Here is a 14,653-nt window from a genome sequence, read left to right as displayed (position 1 = left end):
GCGGCCAGTCGACCTATCCACCCTACGATCGGGACACGCAGATCGGCACGGGAAGCACCGATCTTCTATTGGGAGCTTACCACGTTGGATCAATACCGACGAAGTTGGGTTCGTTGCCGTTGACCTTCAAGGAGCGCCCCTTCAACTATTTCGTGCAGGTGAACTACGACTTGCCGTTGTGGGAACAGGACCAGTACACGCCGGGAAGAGAAGTAGATGGTGCAGTGGGAACCTACTACGACTTCGGCCACGTCGGGTTTCTCAAGGAACTCGCTCCGATGCTGACCTTTCTCGCCTCTGACCGTACACGCGACACGGGTAACAACGCCAGTCCCGCCGACAGCGGCTACACCCGTTTTATCGTTGCTCCGGGCGGCGAAATCAAAATCGGGATCATTCGGGCGTACGCAGACATCGAGGTTCCATTTTTTCAAAACATGAGGGGCTATCAGCTGACCGCCGCCTTCTCAACCAAGCTGATCTTAAGTTACAGCTTTTGATGTAAAAGCAGGACGACGTTGAGGTATGGCGACCAGCAACTCAAAAATTATAATCGGTAGGGGATACCTATATGAGTATCGACGACAATCTCAGATCTCTTGCAATCATACTAATCGTGACGTCAGCGTTGTTTGCGGCTGCTGGATGCCACAGCGGCTCAACCGAAGAAGGCGCTGCTAGCGTCCTCACCGACACCAAGCTCGTTGATCAGAATGGCAACACGATCTCGCTCGAGTCGCTCAAGGGCAAGCCGATGGTGGTGGATTTCATCTATACGTCGTGCCCCGGACCTTGCCTGATGGAGACTGCAAAGTTCGCGAATGTCGCGCTGCGGCTGGGTAACGATCTCGGTTCAAAGGTCGCACTTGTCTCGATCAGTGTCGATCCGGAGCATGACGGCCCCAAGCAGTTGCTCAACTACTCGCATCAGCAGGGCGCGGATGAGAAAGGCTGGTATTTCCTGACCGGAGGTCCTGCGGACGTCGATAAGGCGCTGGCCGGTTTCAAGCTGAGCCGGCAGATCGAGCCGGACGGTTCAGTTGGCCATCTCGTCGACATGATGCTGGTCGGACCGGATGGGCGGTTGGTGCGAGAATACAACGGCGAGATCGTCAAGGCGCAGGACATCGTCGATGACGTCAAGAAAACTTTGAACAACGGTTGAGACAAGCAGCGTGAAGCGAGCGATAATTTTGGGCTCCTCGGCGGCGGCCATTCTGGCACTGGCATACCTGTGGCCAACGTTCGGCGCTTCATCGGTGGGAGACGGCGGTGTGCGTGGTTCGATGTGCATTGCGGGTCACTGCTGCTGCGCGCGACAGGCAAAGGCAGAGACGGTGGCGGCTATCGGCGCGAACGAACGCCTAACCCTCGATCCTAACCAGTTCATCGGTCCGGCAAAGCAGGCGTACCAGGTTGCTGAGAAAAATCCGGCGCTGCTGGCGCAACTGCATTGCTATTGCGGATGTGACCGGACGCTGGGTCATCAGAATCTGCTCGATTGTTACCGAGGCGACCATGGCTCGAGATGCGAAATCTGCATGGGCGAGGCGTTGATGGCGCAGCAGTTGTCAGAGCAAGGTTCGCCGGTCGAGCAGATACGTGATGCGCTTCGCAGGCATTACGCCGGAGAAAATTGATATTGCTGCACATGCGCACGAGATTGTGGTTTGCCGGCGCGGCGGTTGCCGCGGTCATTTGTGTGGGCGGACTGGCGTTCGCTTCCGTGACCGTAGGTAGCGCCGCGCCAGCGCTGGTCGTGCCCGAACTGGACGGCCAGACATTCGATCTAAGTGCGCAACGCGGGAAAGTCGTAATCGTCAACTTCTGGGCGACCTGGTGTCCGCCCTGCCGCAAGGAGATGCCGGCCCTCGACGCCTTCTATCGGCGCTATCATGGCAATGGACTCGAGATGATCGGGGTGAGCGCGGACCGCCCCCACGACCGATCCGATGTGATCAAGGTCATGCAGTCGCTCAGCTATCCGGCGGCGATGTTGGATGACGCCAAGGTCAACGATTTCGGTCCGCCCAACGAGTTGCCAGTTACGTTTGTCGTGGATAGCGGTGGGGTCCTGCGCGCGGAATTCACTCCCGACCAGACTCCGGTTACCGAGAAGAGTCTGACGGATACCGTGCTGCCGTTGTTGCCGCAAACTTCTGCCACGCATGCTTCACTGAAGCCGGGGACACTCCAATGAATAAGCTTGCCCTGGTTGCAATTATTTTGGTGGCCGGATGCGCTGAGACGAATACTCAGGCGGGCGGCTCGGATCCAAGGCTGGCGAGCGTGGATGAAAAGTGGCGAATGATTGCCGCGCGAGAGAAACAATGCGTCGACGAAGCGCTGAGGCGCGGCCGAGACGAAACGGAGCGCATAGTAGGAACTCTCGATCCTTCCATGGCATTGCAGATACAGCAGGAAGCCGACGAGCGCGACCGGGAAATTTCGCTATGCCGCGCCGCAGCGGACAATGAAGCTGCGGAAATCTCTGAGAGGGAGCGTAACGAATATCAGGTCGAGGCTCAGCAAGAGAGCAATCGCGCCTCGTTCATGGCGATTGTCACAGCTCCGACGCATTGAGGTGGGAAGCAACCGTCTCTCCTGGTGAACTACTCGATGAGATCAGCAATCTCTACCGCCGCCGGCAGTCCGGCGCACCTATCTCAAGCAAGGAATCTCGGACCGCGGGTATTGCGCGATCTCGCTGGTGTGGTGCTTCTTGCAATCGCTGCGCTCGCGGCTGGACTCCTGATGAATCGCTTTTCATCCGCTCCACTTCCTATCGTCTATCAAACGCCGGAGCAGCGTTTCGACGCGGAGTTGACGACTCTGGTCGCTGCACCTCCGTTCAAGATCGCGCCCGCAGCATCAGTCGGACTCGATGAATTCCGCTCTACCGTCGAAGGCAAGAGTGCACTCATCCTGGATGCTCGGCCGTCCCCATTCTTCGAGCGGGGACACGTGCCGGGAGCGCTCAACCTCGCGCGAGACGACTTCGCGCAAGACTATCGGAATTTGGCGGGAGTGCTGCAGGCCGCGCAGGACAAGCCAATCATCGTGTACTGCTCCGGCGGCGAATGTCATGACAGCCGCCTGGTAGCAAACGCGTTGCTGAGTCTTGGCTTCAGCAATGTCCGCGTCTTCACAGGCGGATGGGATGAATGGTCAGCGGCTGGTCTGCCGGCATCTACCGGGAGCGAACGATGATCGCATCTGAGGATAAACTTCAGGCCCGCGTGGTGCTCGGGGTCAGCCTCGCTATGGCCGGTATTTTCATCTATGCGGCCATCGACAAGATTCGGGATCCGCTGCAGTTCGCGGACAGCGTCGCGGCATTCGGGATCCTGCCGGCGGTGTTTGTAAGCCTGCTGGCACTGGCCCTGCCACCATTCGAGATCGCATGTGGCCTCTTGATGCTAGCGCCGAGGACCAGACGGATCGGAGCTTTGGCGATCACTTTACTCTCGGCAATTTTTTTTACCGCGTTGGCGTCTGCGCTGCTTCGAGGCCTCACGCTCGACTGCGGCTGTTTCGGGGCCGGCGCGCCATCGCGACCAAGAATGTGGCTTGAGCTTGTGCTGGACATGGTGTTGTTCGCGAGCGCGCTGTGGGTATATTTGCGCTCGATCACCCAGCCGTCGCTGGAATAATCGCCAGTCGAAAGTAGTCTGATTGATCGGCCTGATACGGCCCGGGATGGATAGTTATGCTCAGGAAAATAGTTTTTGCGTTGATGGTAGTCTTTGCGATGCGCGCGAGTGCGGCATACGCGCACGGGGTTGTGGGCGATTACGTGTTCCTGGAACCTCTGGTGGCCGAAGATCCGACTCCGGCGAATGAGTTGGACATCCTCGAGCCGTCGTGGGTCAAGAGCAGCGACGCCAATGACTACTCGATCGGATTCTCGGGTGAGAAGGTGCTTTGGATCGACGACAACTACCAGCCGAGATTCAGTCTCGCGGGCGGAACGGCGTGGCATCATGTTTCGCCGTACGAGGGACCGAGCCACGAAGGCGTCGACAATCCGGAAGTGGCTGCGAAATGGGCTTTTTACTACTCACTGCAACACGAGTTTCTTACCTCGATTGCGCTCGTCGCCGATCTGCCGGTCGGGAACAAGGATATTCGAAATCAGAGCCACACCAGCCTGGGTCCGGAATTCCTCTGGGAAAAAGCTCTTGGCGACCTTCCTAATTTGCCGGTTCTCAAGTATCTGCGGCCGCTGGGATTTCAAGGCGACGTCGGTTATTTGCCGGCGTTAGGCGGGCAAACCAGTCATGACCTGTTTGCCGATGCCGTGGTTGAATACTCAATCCCGTACCTCAGCAACAACGTTCAGGATATCGGGCTCAAGTGGCCCTTCCGAAATCTCTTTCTGTTCACGGAATTCAACTACGATCAGCTGATCAGAGGTCCGTCGGGCCAGACATTTCCCACGATTTTGGCGACCCCAGGCATCGCATACGTGAGCTATCATTATGAATTGAGTCTGGGCACTCAGCTCGCATTGAACAATACGACAGTGCCCGCTAGCCATGCGACGATAATCGGATTGCTCGACATATTTTACGATTCGTTTTTCCCGAAGTGGGGCAACTGGACTATCAATCGAGGACCCGGCGAATGAAGACATCGAGGATATGCGTATTCGCGGCATTGCTACTGGCTATTGTAGTGAGTAGTCCGATTATGAGCTGGGCGCATTCGTTTCCGGACAAAGAGACTCCGTCGGCGGGACAGAAGGTTGCGTCGCCGCCGTCGGAGGTCGTGATCGATTTCGACGCTCCGATAGAGAAGCTGTTCGCCAAACTGGAAGTGACTGGCGCCGACGGCAAGAACGAAGCAGCAGGCGCGCCGCAGGTCAGCGACGATGGGCGTCAATTGTCTGTCAAAGTTGGTGCGCTGAAGCCCGGCGACTACACGGTCAAGTGGGCCGTCGTCTGTATCGATACGCATCACACCGAAGGTTCGTATACCTTCTCGGTCGCAAACGGATCGTGATACCGCCGCCAATCTTCGCGTGGCCGTTAGTAGCGTCGCAAGTGCTGATATTCGGAACAGCCGGGTTTGCGCTGATGGTAGCACCGCGCGGCCTCGCCGACGGCGATCGATGGAGCCGGAGCATGGCAGTGCTGTGGCGAGTGCTCGCTCTGATCGTGCTGGTGGCGTCGCCGCTGAGACTTTTGTCCGTAGGCGCGGGAATGGCGGATTCAACTTTCAGAGAAGTAATTCCCATGATGCCGCAAATAATGCGCGAGACTTTCGCCGGCCGGGTTTGGACGTGGCGGCTGGCGACCGCGTTGCTGTTGGCTCTGGCAGCCTGGATCCCTGCACCGGGACGGCTTGCGACCACGCTGATATTCGCAGTGTCCGCGGCGCTGCTTGCCTTTCAAAGCGTAACGAGCCATGCGATCGACAAGGGCGCATTCGCTGTCTCGGTTCATTTCGCTCATCAGGCCGCGGCGGGCATGTGGATTGGCGCGTTGGTCTCGTTGCTGATAGGCGCGACTTACGGACACGTGGGCGCGGAATGGCTGCGATCGGCGACCTCGCGAGTATCCACAATAGCGGGGTGGTCAGTTGCGGTGTTGATCGTGACCGGCGCGGTCAGAGCATGGGACTCACTTGGACTGCGACTCGACCTGTTGGTGAATTCGATCTACGGTCGAACACTGCTGTGGAAGGTCGGTACGGCAGCGACCGTGATCCTGATTGGCGGCTACAACCGCTATCGATTGGTGGGGTCGGTGGGAGAATCGTCGGCGCGTGCGGCGCTGATTCGCAATGTGGCCGTCGAATGCGTCTTGCTGGCCGTCGTGCTTGGATGGTCGGTGGTGCTGGCGAACACGCCGCCGCCACATTGAGTAATGGACGTTTAATCACTAACCATATAAACGTACTAAGAGACATATATATGACTACTCACTTTAATCTCAGATCTACGATCATCGCTGTAGCAATCACGGCTATCATGCTCGCAGTTGCCGGCTGCCATCGCGGCTCGGAGGGCGCCGCCACGGCGAGTTGCCTGACTGACACCAAGCTCGTCGATCAGAACGGCAACACGGTCGCCCTCACGTCGCTCAAGGGTAAACCGATCGTGGTCGACTTCATTTATACGTCATGCCCGGGGCCGTGCTTGATGGAGACGGCAAAGCTGGCGAACGTTGCGCTGCGATTGGGTAACGACCTCGGCTCGAAAGTGACCATTGTCTCAATCAGCGTTGACCCCGAGCACGACGGTCCCAAACAGTTGCTCGATTACTCGCGTCAGCAGGGAGCTGATGAGAAGGGATGGTATTTCCTGACGGGAGGTCCCGGAGATATCGATCGAGCGCTGGCGGGCTTCAAGCTCAGCCGGCAAGTTGAGCCCGATGGTTCCGTAGGTCACCTGGTTGATATGATGCTGATAGGCGCTGATGGCCGGCTGGTCCGCGAATACAACGGCGAAATCGTAAAGGCGCAAGACATCGTCGACGACGTCAGAAAGACTCTGAACAAGGGAGGCGCGGCATGAGACGGGCGATAATTTTCGGCTCTTCGTTTGCGGCGATTCTGACGCTGGCGTACCTGTGGCCGATGCTCGGTGGCTCAACTGCGAATAGCAACGCGCGCGGCGCGATGTGTATCGCGGGTCATTGCTGCTGCACTGGCGTGGCTGAAGCGGCGGACACCGACGCGCCGAAAGGATCGCAGCCGCGCTTGACGCTCGATCCAAACCAGTTCGCCGCCGGTCCGGTAAAAGAAGCGTACAAATACGCTGAGAAAAATCCGGAGCTGCTCGCGCAACTGCACTGCTATTGCGGATGCGACAAGGCCGAAGGTCATCAGAGCCTGCTCGACTGTTATCGCGGCATGCATGCGTCGGCGTGCGAAATCTGCACCGGCGAGGTGCTGCTGGCGAAGCGGATGGCGGATCAGGGTTCGCCGGTCGATCAGATACGCAACGCGATCCGCAGGAATTTCGCGCAGGACAATTGAATCGCGCGCGCTGCGGGGCTATTTGCGACGTCGGGGTTTTCAATCACAATCGCTTCGATGCCGTTGAATGCCGAAGCGCCGCCGCCGCTTGATGAGCGCCTGAAGGATACCGCGCGTAAAGCCCGCATCATGATCGTCGCCGGCGAGGCGTCCGGCGATCTTCATGGCGGCGACTTGGCGCGGGAGATTCTCGCGCGCGATCCGTCATGCGAGTTGTTCGGAATTGCGGGCGAGAAAATGCGCGCAGCCGGCGTGCGCGCGATAATCAAGACCGAGGACATCCACGGGCTGGGCCTTTCGGAACTGGCCTCGACCATTGGACGCACAGTCGGCGCATTTCGCACGCTGCGCCGAATCATCCGGCGCGAAAAGCCCGACCTGCTAATCCTGATTGACTATGCTGAGTTCAACCTCATCCTCTCCGGCACCGCGCGGCGCAACGGTGTGCCGGTCCTCTACTACATCACGCCGCAAGTGTGGGCGTGGCGGCGCGGCCGAGTCGACAAGCTGGTCGATCGCGCGGACCGCCTCGCGGTAGTGCTGCCGTTCGAGGCCGAACTGTTTCATCGCGCGGGCGAGCGGGTCTCGTTCGTTGGGCATCCGCTGCTCGATCGGATCGCCACGATCCAGAACCGGGAAGATACGCTTAAGCGCCATGGATTCCCGCCGCGTGCGCGTATCATTTCGATTCTGCCGGGCAGCCGCCGCGCAGAAGTTCGCTACCTGTTGAATCCGATGGTGAACGCGGCGCGAATTGTCGCGCGCGACCATGATCTTCAAATAGCGCTCGCACTAGCTCCTACTCTGACGCAAGCTGAACTCACCGAGGTGGGACGCGCGGACCTGGCAGGAATCAAGATTGTCGAGAACGATACCTACAACATCGTCGCGGCGAGCGAGCTCGCGCTGGTCGCGTCGGGGACCGCGACGCTGGAGACGGCGCTGCTAGGGTGCCCCGAAGTCATCGCCTACAAAGTGTCGCCGCTTACCTATATCCTAGGCCGGATGCTTGTGACGGGAGTCGATTTTATCGGGATGCCGAACATCCTGGCCGGCCGCCAGATCGTGCCGGAACTGATCCAGCGCGACGTGACGGTCGAGAAGCTGGTGCGAGCCGCTGAGCCGCTACTTAGCGAGACGATCCGCGCGGACACAGTGGCAGCGCTGAAGTCGTTGCGCGAGAAGCTCGGCTCGCCGGGCGCAGCCGGACGCGTCGCGACCATCGCACTCGAGATGATCGCGTCCAAGGTCGCCGCATGAAGCTGCTCACTCCGCTGCAATGGCGGCTCTACGGCTACATCCGCCCATATCTGTTTCCGTTCGTGCTGTTGCTTGGGCTGGCGATGGCGGTGCTGTCGGCGGCCAGCGCAGGAATCCCGTTCATCATAAAGCTGGTGGTCGATCTGGTCACCAATCTGAAAGTCGGTCATCAGCTCGACGCGCACGGCGCCTTGAAACTGCGCGAATACTCGCTGCTGCTGGCAGGACTGTTTTTGCTGCGCGCGATTGCCAACTTCGGTGACGACTATCTCAGCTCCTACATTACTCAGAAGATGGTCGTCGATATTCGCGGCGACCTGAACGAGAGTCTGCAACGCCAGTCGTTGAGTTTCTTCAATCGCACGCCGACGGGCGTGATGGTTTCGCGGGTCATCAGCGATGCCGGCCTGGTGGTGTCGAGTCTGAGCAACGGCGTCTTCTCTATCTTCGGCGACGGCATGTCGCTCATCGCGCTGCTGTTGGCTGCCTTTTGGATCGATTGGCGGCTCGCGATTATCGCCTTCATCGGTTTCCCGATCATCGTCCTGCCGATCGCGAGCCTTTCGAAGAAAGTCCGCCGAGAGACCAAGAATCAGCAAAAGCAACTGAGCGGCCTGCAGTCGCTGCTGCATGAAACCTTTCAGGGAAACCGGGTCGTCAAGGCGTTCGGGATGGAAGATTACGAGCGCGCGCGTTTCAATCGCGAGCTCAAGCGGCTGTTCCGAATCTTCATGCGGGTGGCGCGGATCAAGGCGTTCACGGGACCGCTGATCGAAGCGCTCGGCGCGGTTGCGGTCGTCGCCGTGGTCTGGTGGGCGGTGGGATCGCTGCAGACGGGCGCCCGCACTCTCGGTCAATTCGCCGGATTTTTCACGACGATGATTCTCGTGTACCGGCCGTTCAAAGCGCTGGGCAAAACCAATAACAGCATTCAGCAGGGGCTCGCGGCCGCTGAGCGCGTCTTCGAGATGATGGATTTGCCGAGCGAGGTTCCCGACGCTCCCGACGGTATCGAGCTGCAGCCCGGCCCGCACAGCGTCGCGTTTGAAAACGTCAGCTTCAGGTACGGCGACGAGTGGGTGCTGCACGATATTAACCTCGAGATCGGAAAGGGCAAAGTGGTCGCGCTGGTCGGGATGAGTGGCGGCGGCAAGTCCACGATGGCGGATTTGATCCCGCGATTTTATGACGTTCAGCAGGGATGCGTCACTGTAGACGGGATCGACGTGCGCAAGCTGCAGCTCAAGTCGCTGCGCGCGGAAATCGGTCTCGTGACGCAGAGCACGTTCCTTTTCGACGACACGATTCGCGCCAATATCGCGTACGGCAGCAGCGACAAGAAACTCGAGCGCGTGATCGCCGCCGCCAAGCTCGCCAATGCGCACGACTTTATTTCGCGGCTGCCCAACGGTTACGACACGATGGTGGGCGAGTTGGGCGTGCGCATTTCGGGCGGAGAGCGTCAGCGTATCGCGATCGCACGTGCGCTACTCAAGGATGCTCCGATTTTAATTCTCGACGAGGCAACGTCGTCGCTCGACTCCGCCGCGGAACGGTCGGTGCAGGAAGCGCTCGAGCATCTCATGGAAAATCGAACGACGCTGGTGATAGCGCATCGCCTTTCGACGGTACGGCGCGCGGATCGAATCGTCGTAGTTGTTCACGGCAGAATCGTCGAAGACGGCACTCACGACGAATTGTTCGCGCGCGGCCAGGAGTATCGAAAGCTCTACGACCTGCAATTCATGTCGCCTGAAGATCTGGCCGGCAACGGCGGTCTGGTTAACTGACAATCGCTGATCGCAAATTCGACTGTCCGCCGTGTCGATCGACGAGGCTTCGATGCTAAGCGCGATCTACAACATGCTGTGGTACCCGGCGCTGCCGTTCGCGCTGATCGCGGCGCATCCGGCCAACATGCGGGACTACCGCGAGCGGATGGGACATGGCGACTTTCCGGACACCGCCGGCACGCCGCGAATCTGGATTCATGCGGCGTCGGTCGGCGAGGTCGAAGCGATTCGGCCAGTCGCGATCGGCCTGCTCGAGCATCATCCGGGCGCGATCATGACAATCACTACGATGACGGCCACGGGACGCGAAGCCGCCATGCGCCGAATCCCGGGCGCGACGGCGTGGATGCTCGCGCCGCTCGACAATCGTCACGCGGTGCGATCTTTTCTGGAGCGCGTGCAGCCTAATGTTGTGTTGATCACCGAAACTGAAATCTGGCCGAACTATTTCCTGGAATCCGCGCGCGCCGGCGCGACGATCGCAGTGGTCAACGGCCGCATCTCGGAACGTTCGATGCGCCGATACATGCGCGCGCGCGGCCTGTTTCGAGATGCGCTCGGCCACGCGACCCTGATCCTGGCGCAGAGCCACGAAGACGCGACGCGTTACGCACAGTTTGATCTCAAAGCAAAGATCGTCGTCATCGGAAACACCAAACTCGAAGTGGCGAAAGCGGATGCGACCACTGAAGATCCGATTCGTCCCGGGCTCCTAAGGTTCGCTTCCGGACGCAAAATTCTAATCGCAGGATCGACGGCGCCGGGTGAAGACGCGGTAGTCGTGGACGCCTATCGCGAACTGCGCAAGAACTTTCCGCAGCTCGCATTGATGATTGCCCCCCGTCATCTCGATCGCACGCCCGAAGTCGAAAACCTATTGCGCGCCGCTTCGCTCAATTTCGTGAAAGCATCGGAACTCAATTCGCCCGACACAGTACCCGATGCGGACGTTCTGATCCTCGACACGATGGGCGAGCTGCGCAGCTTCTATCGTCGCGGTGCGATTGCATTCGTCGGCGGCAGTCTCGCGCCGGGACGCGGCGGGCAGAATCCTGCCGAGCCGGCGTTGGTCGATGTCCCGGTGCTGATCGGTCCGTATCACGAGAACCAGCATGCGATGGTGTCGTCGCTGGTCACTTCCGGCGGCGCGCGAATCGTCAAGAACTCGGGCGACGTTGTCAGCGAAGCCTCGAAGTGGCTCGCTGACGATGCGGCGCGACAACAGGCCGGCCGCAATGCGCACGCATCCGTCAGCAAAGGGGCCGGCGGCGCGCAGTTAGCCTTGAAGCATCTCGAAGCGCTCACTAGTCTCGGCTGACCGATGCCGATTAACGAGCCGAGTCCGAATCGCCCACGGATCGAACGATTGTGGCAGCGCGAACTTCCCGCGCAGCTTCTTCCAGCGTGGGTCGGGCTCGCGGCCATGGCGGGATTTTACCGAGTCGGCGTGAGCGCGCGTCATCTGTATTGGAGGATGATGAAGCGGCAAGCACGAGTGCTGACTGTCAGCGTCGGCAACTTGACCGTCGGCGGGACCGGCAAGACTCCGTTCACATTGTTTCTCGCGAGGCGCTTGCAGAGCCACGGCCTGCACGTGGGAATCGTGAGTCGCGGCTACGGACGTGCGCGATCCAAAGCGCGCGCCGAACTCGTAGCCGACGGCGGCAGCTTGAAAGTTTCACCGGAAGAAGCGGGCGACGAACCTGCGATGATGGCGAAGTTGTTCACCGGACCAATCGCGGTTGCGCGGCGACGGATTGACGCGATCGAGTTGCTGGCTGGGCTCGGTCCGCTCGACGCGGTGATCCTCGACGACGGCTTTCAGCACGAGCGCTTGAATCGCGACGTTGATCTGTTACTGGTCAGCAATGAGCGGGGCTTCGGCAATGGCTGGATGCTCCCGGCAGGGCCGATGCGCGAACCGATAGGGTCGGTTAATCGCGCCGACGCGATCATCGTGATGAACTCCGGGACCAGCGCATCGGCAATACGACCGTCGCAGATGAAGAAGCTCACGGCGTGCAAAGTATTTCACGCGTCGGTGCGACCGCGCGCGCTGCTGGCGATTGAGAACGGAGTGTGGCGGGAAACTCCGCTGGGACTGGCAGGACGCCGAGTGCTGGCTGTGTGCGGTCTCGCTGATCCGAGCGCGTTCTACTCGATGCTGCGCGAGCACGACGCCGACCTGATTGGTGTCTTCGAATATCCGGACCATCACGCCTACACCAACGCCGACTGGCAGGCTATGGTGAACGCAATGCGCGACACCGACCTGGTCATCACGACTGAGAAGGACCTCATCAAGCTGGAGCGGTTTCCGTTCCCGCGCGATTCGCTATACGCTCTCAGGCTCGAAGTAACGATGGACGGGACCGACACGCGCGCGCTCGAGGAGTTGATATTGGGCCGCGCGACGGCGGTGAGCGCGGCAAATGCGTAACAGAAAAAATAAAGTTTGTGGAGGATTTCGGCGATGGCGCTGAGTCGGGAATTGCTCGACATCCTGGCGTGCCCGAAGTGCAAGGGCAACCTGCATCTGAATGACAAGCAGGACGGTCTGGTCTGCAGCGCGTGCAGACTCGAGTATCCGGTGCGCGACGACATTCCAATCATGCTGATCGAGGAAGCCAAATCGATCGCCTGATCTCGCCGCGGCGCGCGGCTAGCCCGCTTTCCGCAACGTAAAATGAAAACGATCGACCCGACGCGTGCCCGCTGGCTCGCATGGCTCGCGGTCGGCGTCTATCTGGTCGGACTCGGCATCTCCGCAACATTTCGTGCGCAAGGTGATTTCAACGTTTACTATCGCGCGGGACATCGCGTACTGCTCGGCCATGCGATCTACCCGCCTGATGACTCCGATCGTTTTCTATACGCACCAATCTTCGCGGTTGCGTTCGCACCGTTCGCGCTGTTGCCACGCCATCTCGCGCAATTTGTTTTCTTCGCGCTCAATGCATTCTCACTGATCGAATTCATTCTGGGCGCCGGTGTAATTCTGTTCGGCCGCGACCGACAACTTTCAGCCGCGCTGGTCGTCGTTCCGGTGCTGCTGTCGTTTCGGTTCATCGATAACAATTTCGATCACGGCCAGATAAATCTTCCGACGCTTGCGCTAATTGTCTGGGCGATCATTTATGCCGAGGAATCTCATGACGCGTGGGCGGGTCTGATGCTCGCGGCGGCGATCCTGATCAAGCCATTCGCAGTGCTGGCCGCGCTTCATCTTGCGATTCGAAAACACTTCGCCACACTCGGATGGGCGATCGTCGCGGGAATCGCGCTGCTCATTGTGCCAATTGTTATCTTTGGGCCGCGCGGATGGATCGATCAAAGCGGCGCATACGTTACTGCGATCGTTTCGATGACGAATCGCTATCGTACGATGCTAACGAACCAGTCGGCCGTGTCTGCCGTTGCACGCCTTATGAGCCTTCACATGGGAACTGACGCGGAAACTTTGCCGGTCGCGACGATAGTCGGAATGGGACTCGAGATAATTCTCGTCGCGGCAGTATCGCTGTGGGATTGGATGAGCGACGAGCGCGGAAATTTCACGAGTCGCCTCGCGCTGTGCGGATTTTTCTGCCTGACGCCGTCATTCGCGCCGATTTCATGGAAGAGCTATTACGCTGCGATGCTGGTGCCGTACATGGCTCTGACTGCGGCGCTGTTGACGGATCGCGGAAGCGGCAAGCCCGCGCCGAAGATAGTTTGGGCGCTGTTTGCGCTTTCCGTGCTGCTCAATCTCGCGACCGGAAACTATTTGAACCGCATCGCTCTGTTCTACTCGGCGCATTTTGTTTCATCGTTGCTCGCGCTGGCCGCCCTTTTCGCGTTGTGGCGCACGACCGAGGGATCGCGAGCGTGAGGCCGCCTTCACAATTGAAGTGGCGCGCCGATCCGAACTTCACGACCTTCAAGGTCAAGCGCCGCGAGCTGGTGATTCATCGCGATATCGCTTCCCAGGCTGCGCGAGTCATGCGCGAGCTCGGCGAGCTGACGTCCGCTGTGGAAGCGGGCGCGGGCAATCGGCAGAGTGCGTATCGGTTGGACCTCGGCGACGGGCGTGGACTATTCGCGCGTCGCTGCCGTCGCGGCGGATTGATCGCATCGATCCTCAGCGACGTGTACTTCGGTATCACGCCGCGTCCGCTGACTGAACTCGCGGTGACGATCGAAGCAATGCGCCGCGGAATTCCGGTGGCAAAGCCGATGGGCGCGATGATCGAATGGCTCAGTCCCGTTCTTTATCGAGGATTTTTTCTGACCCGAGCGGTGCGCGGAATGACGCTGTGGGAGTTCGTGAAGGCTGACGACGATCCGACGGTTCGACGTCACGTGCTCGAGCAAGCGCGTGCCGCGATCGATATCATGCATAGCAAGGGTCTCTTTCACGGCGATCTCAATCTGCACAACCTGCTGGTGACGCAGGCGCGGGACAGTTTCAGCGTGATTATTATCGACCTCGATAAGTCGCGGCTGTTCGACGCGCCGGTGTCAGTTGCGATGCGCCGTGCCAACGCCGCGCGCTTGATCCGGTCGGCCCGCAAGCTCGATCCGTCGGGAAAATTTCTCGACGCAGCCGCGCTTTGGATTCTGAGTCGTGACTGATT

Annotated in this window: 18 protein-coding genes and 1 pseudogene; all 19 read left to right on the top strand. The window is 59.5% G+C overall.

All coding sequences use genetic code 11. The features are described 5' to 3' along the window. Positions 1 to 500 (top strand): annotated as a pseudogene (locus WB650_RS07390) (hypothetical protein); the annotation flags it as partial. A gap of 71 nt (positions 501 to 571) precedes the next feature. Beyond that, a complete protein-coding gene (locus tag WB650_RS07385) occupies positions 572 to 1,165 on the top strand; it encodes an SCO family protein (RefSeq protein ID WP_422306001.1) in 594 nt (197 codons plus the stop codon). 10 nt (positions 1,166 to 1,175) lie between these two features. After that, positions 1,176 to 1,640 carry a CYCXC family (seleno)protein gene (locus WB650_RS07380; protein WP_423959977.1) on the top strand — a complete coding sequence of 155 codons (465 nt, stop codon included), beginning with the start codon at positions 1,176 to 1,178 and terminating at the stop codon, positions 1,638 to 1,640. An 11-nt stretch (positions 1,641 to 1,651) separates the two neighbouring features. Then, on the top strand, positions 1,652 to 2,200 hold the full coding sequence (locus tag WB650_RS07375) for a TlpA disulfide reductase family protein (protein ID WP_422302451.1): 549 nt from the start codon (positions 1,652 to 1,654) through the stop codon (positions 2,198 to 2,200). Beyond that, complete coding sequence (locus tag WB650_RS07370) at positions 2,197 to 2,583, top strand: hypothetical protein (RefSeq protein ID WP_422302449.1); 387 nt, start codon at positions 2,197 to 2,199, stop codon at positions 2,581 to 2,583. Before WB650_RS07375 ends, WB650_RS07370 begins: the two co-directional genes overlap by 4 nt. 171 nt (positions 2,584 to 2,754) lie before the next feature. Next, positions 2,755 to 3,210, top strand: coding sequence for a rhodanese-like domain-containing protein (locus WB650_RS07365; RefSeq protein WP_423959975.1), 456 nt, complete (start codon positions 2,755 to 2,757; stop codon positions 3,208 to 3,210). Next, positions 3,165 to 3,653: a MauE/DoxX family redox-associated membrane protein gene (locus tag WB650_RS07360; protein ID WP_422302445.1), complete on the top strand. Its 489-nt coding sequence runs from the start codon at positions 3,165 to 3,167 to the stop codon at positions 3,651 to 3,653. The genes WB650_RS07365 and WB650_RS07360 overlap by 46 nt, the downstream gene beginning before the upstream one ends. A 56-nt stretch (positions 3,654 to 3,709) precedes the next feature. Next, positions 3,710 to 4,630 (top strand): hypothetical protein, encoded by a 921-nt coding sequence (locus WB650_RS07355; protein ID WP_422302443.1) that lies wholly within the window; start codon positions 3,710 to 3,712, stop codon positions 4,628 to 4,630. Continuing rightward, on the top strand, positions 4,627 to 5,004 hold the full coding sequence (locus WB650_RS07350; protein WP_423959973.1) for a copper resistance CopC family protein: 378 nt from the start codon (positions 4,627 to 4,629) through the stop codon (positions 5,002 to 5,004). Before WB650_RS07355 ends, WB650_RS07350 begins: the two co-directional genes overlap by 4 nt. Next, complete coding sequence (locus WB650_RS07345) at positions 5,001 to 5,867, top strand: CopD family protein (RefSeq protein WP_422302439.1); 867 nt, start codon at positions 5,001 to 5,003, stop codon at positions 5,865 to 5,867. The genes WB650_RS07350 and WB650_RS07345 overlap by 4 nt, the downstream gene beginning before the upstream one ends. Positions 5,868 to 5,917: 50 nt before the next feature. Next, a complete protein-coding gene (locus WB650_RS07340; RefSeq protein ID WP_422302437.1) occupies positions 5,918 to 6,520 on the top strand; it encodes an SCO family protein in 603 nt (200 codons plus the stop codon). Continuing rightward, positions 6,517 to 6,984, top strand: a complete 468-nt coding sequence (locus WB650_RS07335) for a CYCXC family (seleno)protein (protein ID WP_422302435.1) — start codon at positions 6,517 to 6,519, stop codon at positions 6,982 to 6,984. Before WB650_RS07340 ends, WB650_RS07335 begins: the two co-directional genes overlap by 4 nt. A 57-nt stretch (positions 6,985 to 7,041) precedes the next feature. After that, on the top strand, positions 7,042 to 8,244 hold the full coding sequence (lpxB, locus tag WB650_RS07330; RefSeq protein WP_422302433.1) for a lipid-A-disaccharide synthase: 1,203 nt from the start codon (positions 7,042 to 7,044) through the stop codon (positions 8,242 to 8,244). Continuing rightward, a complete protein-coding gene (locus tag WB650_RS07325; RefSeq protein WP_422302432.1) occupies positions 8,241 to 10,034 on the top strand; it encodes an ABC transporter ATP-binding protein in 1,794 nt (597 codons plus the stop codon). Before lpxB ends, WB650_RS07325 begins: the two co-directional genes overlap by 4 nt. Before the next feature lie 31 nt (positions 10,035 to 10,065). Continuing rightward, a complete protein-coding gene (locus WB650_RS07320) occupies positions 10,066 to 11,355 on the top strand; it encodes a 3-deoxy-D-manno-octulosonic acid transferase (protein WP_423959971.1) in 1,290 nt (429 codons plus the stop codon). 3 nt (positions 11,356 to 11,358) lie between these two features. After that, positions 11,359 to 12,477: a tetraacyldisaccharide 4'-kinase gene (lpxK, locus tag WB650_RS07315; RefSeq protein WP_422302428.1), complete on the top strand. Its 1,119-nt coding sequence runs from the start codon at positions 11,359 to 11,361 to the stop codon at positions 12,475 to 12,477. Between the two features lie 33 nt (positions 12,478 to 12,510). Further along, positions 12,511 to 12,681: a Trm112 family protein gene (locus tag WB650_RS07310; RefSeq protein WP_422302427.1), complete on the top strand. Its 171-nt coding sequence runs from the start codon at positions 12,511 to 12,513 to the stop codon at positions 12,679 to 12,681. A 42-nt stretch (positions 12,682 to 12,723) separates the two neighbouring features. Beyond that, entirely contained in the window at positions 12,724 to 13,908 is a 1,185-nt protein-coding gene (locus tag WB650_RS07305; protein ID WP_422302425.1) for a glycosyltransferase family 87 protein, read from the top strand. Beyond that, complete coding sequence (locus WB650_RS07300) at positions 13,905 to 14,651, top strand: lipopolysaccharide kinase InaA family protein (protein WP_422302423.1); 747 nt, start codon at positions 13,905 to 13,907, stop codon at positions 14,649 to 14,651. Before WB650_RS07305 ends, WB650_RS07300 begins: the two co-directional genes overlap by 4 nt. Positions 14,652 to 14,653: the final 2 nt, after the last annotated feature.

The sequence above is a fragment of the Binatus sp. (SeqCode) genome, assembly GCF_049584895.1.
Classification (GTDB): domain Bacteria; phylum Desulfobacterota; class Binatia; order Binatales; family Binataceae; genus Binatus.
The sequence above is the reverse complement of the archived record's forward strand: the minus strand, read 5'-3'. Positions and strand labels throughout refer to the sequence as shown.

Coding starts and splice junctions, on each gene's coding strand:
- WB650_RS07385 (WP_422306001.1), top strand. CDS start 572: ATGAGTATCGACGACAATCTCAGATCTCTTGCAATCATACTAATCGTG.
- WB650_RS07375 (WP_422302451.1), top strand. CDS start 1,652: ATGCGCACGAGATTGTGGTTTGCCGGCGCGGCGGTTGCCGCGGTCATT.
- WB650_RS07370 (WP_422302449.1), top strand. CDS start 2,197: ATGAATAAGCTTGCCCTGGTTGCAATTATTTTGGTGGCCGGATGCGCT.
- WB650_RS07365 (WP_423959975.1), top strand. CDS start 2,755: ATGAATCGCTTTTCATCCGCTCCACTTCCTATCGTCTATCAAACGCCG.
- WB650_RS07360 (WP_422302445.1), top strand. CDS start 3,165: ATGGTCAGCGGCTGGTCTGCCGGCATCTACCGGGAGCGAACGATGATC.
- WB650_RS07355 (WP_422302443.1), top strand. CDS start 3,710: ATGCTCAGGAAAATAGTTTTTGCGTTGATGGTAGTCTTTGCGATGCGC.
- WB650_RS07350 (WP_423959973.1), top strand. CDS start 4,627: ATGAAGACATCGAGGATATGCGTATTCGCGGCATTGCTACTGGCTATT.
- WB650_RS07340 (WP_422302437.1), top strand. CDS start 5,918: ATGACTACTCACTTTAATCTCAGATCTACGATCATCGCTGTAGCAATC.
- WB650_RS07335 (WP_422302435.1), top strand. CDS start 6,517: ATGAGACGGGCGATAATTTTCGGCTCTTCGTTTGCGGCGATTCTGACG.
- lpxB (WP_422302433.1), top strand. CDS start 7,042: ATGCCGTTGAATGCCGAAGCGCCGCCGCCGCTTGATGAGCGCCTGAAG.
- WB650_RS07325 (WP_422302432.1), top strand. CDS start 8,241: ATGAAGCTGCTCACTCCGCTGCAATGGCGGCTCTACGGCTACATCCGC.
- lpxK (WP_422302428.1), top strand. CDS start 11,359: ATGCCGATTAACGAGCCGAGTCCGAATCGCCCACGGATCGAACGATTG.
- WB650_RS07310 (WP_422302427.1), top strand. CDS start 12,511: ATGGCGCTGAGTCGGGAATTGCTCGACATCCTGGCGTGCCCGAAGTGC.
- WB650_RS07305 (WP_422302425.1), top strand. CDS start 12,724: ATGAAAACGATCGACCCGACGCGTGCCCGCTGGCTCGCATGGCTCGCG.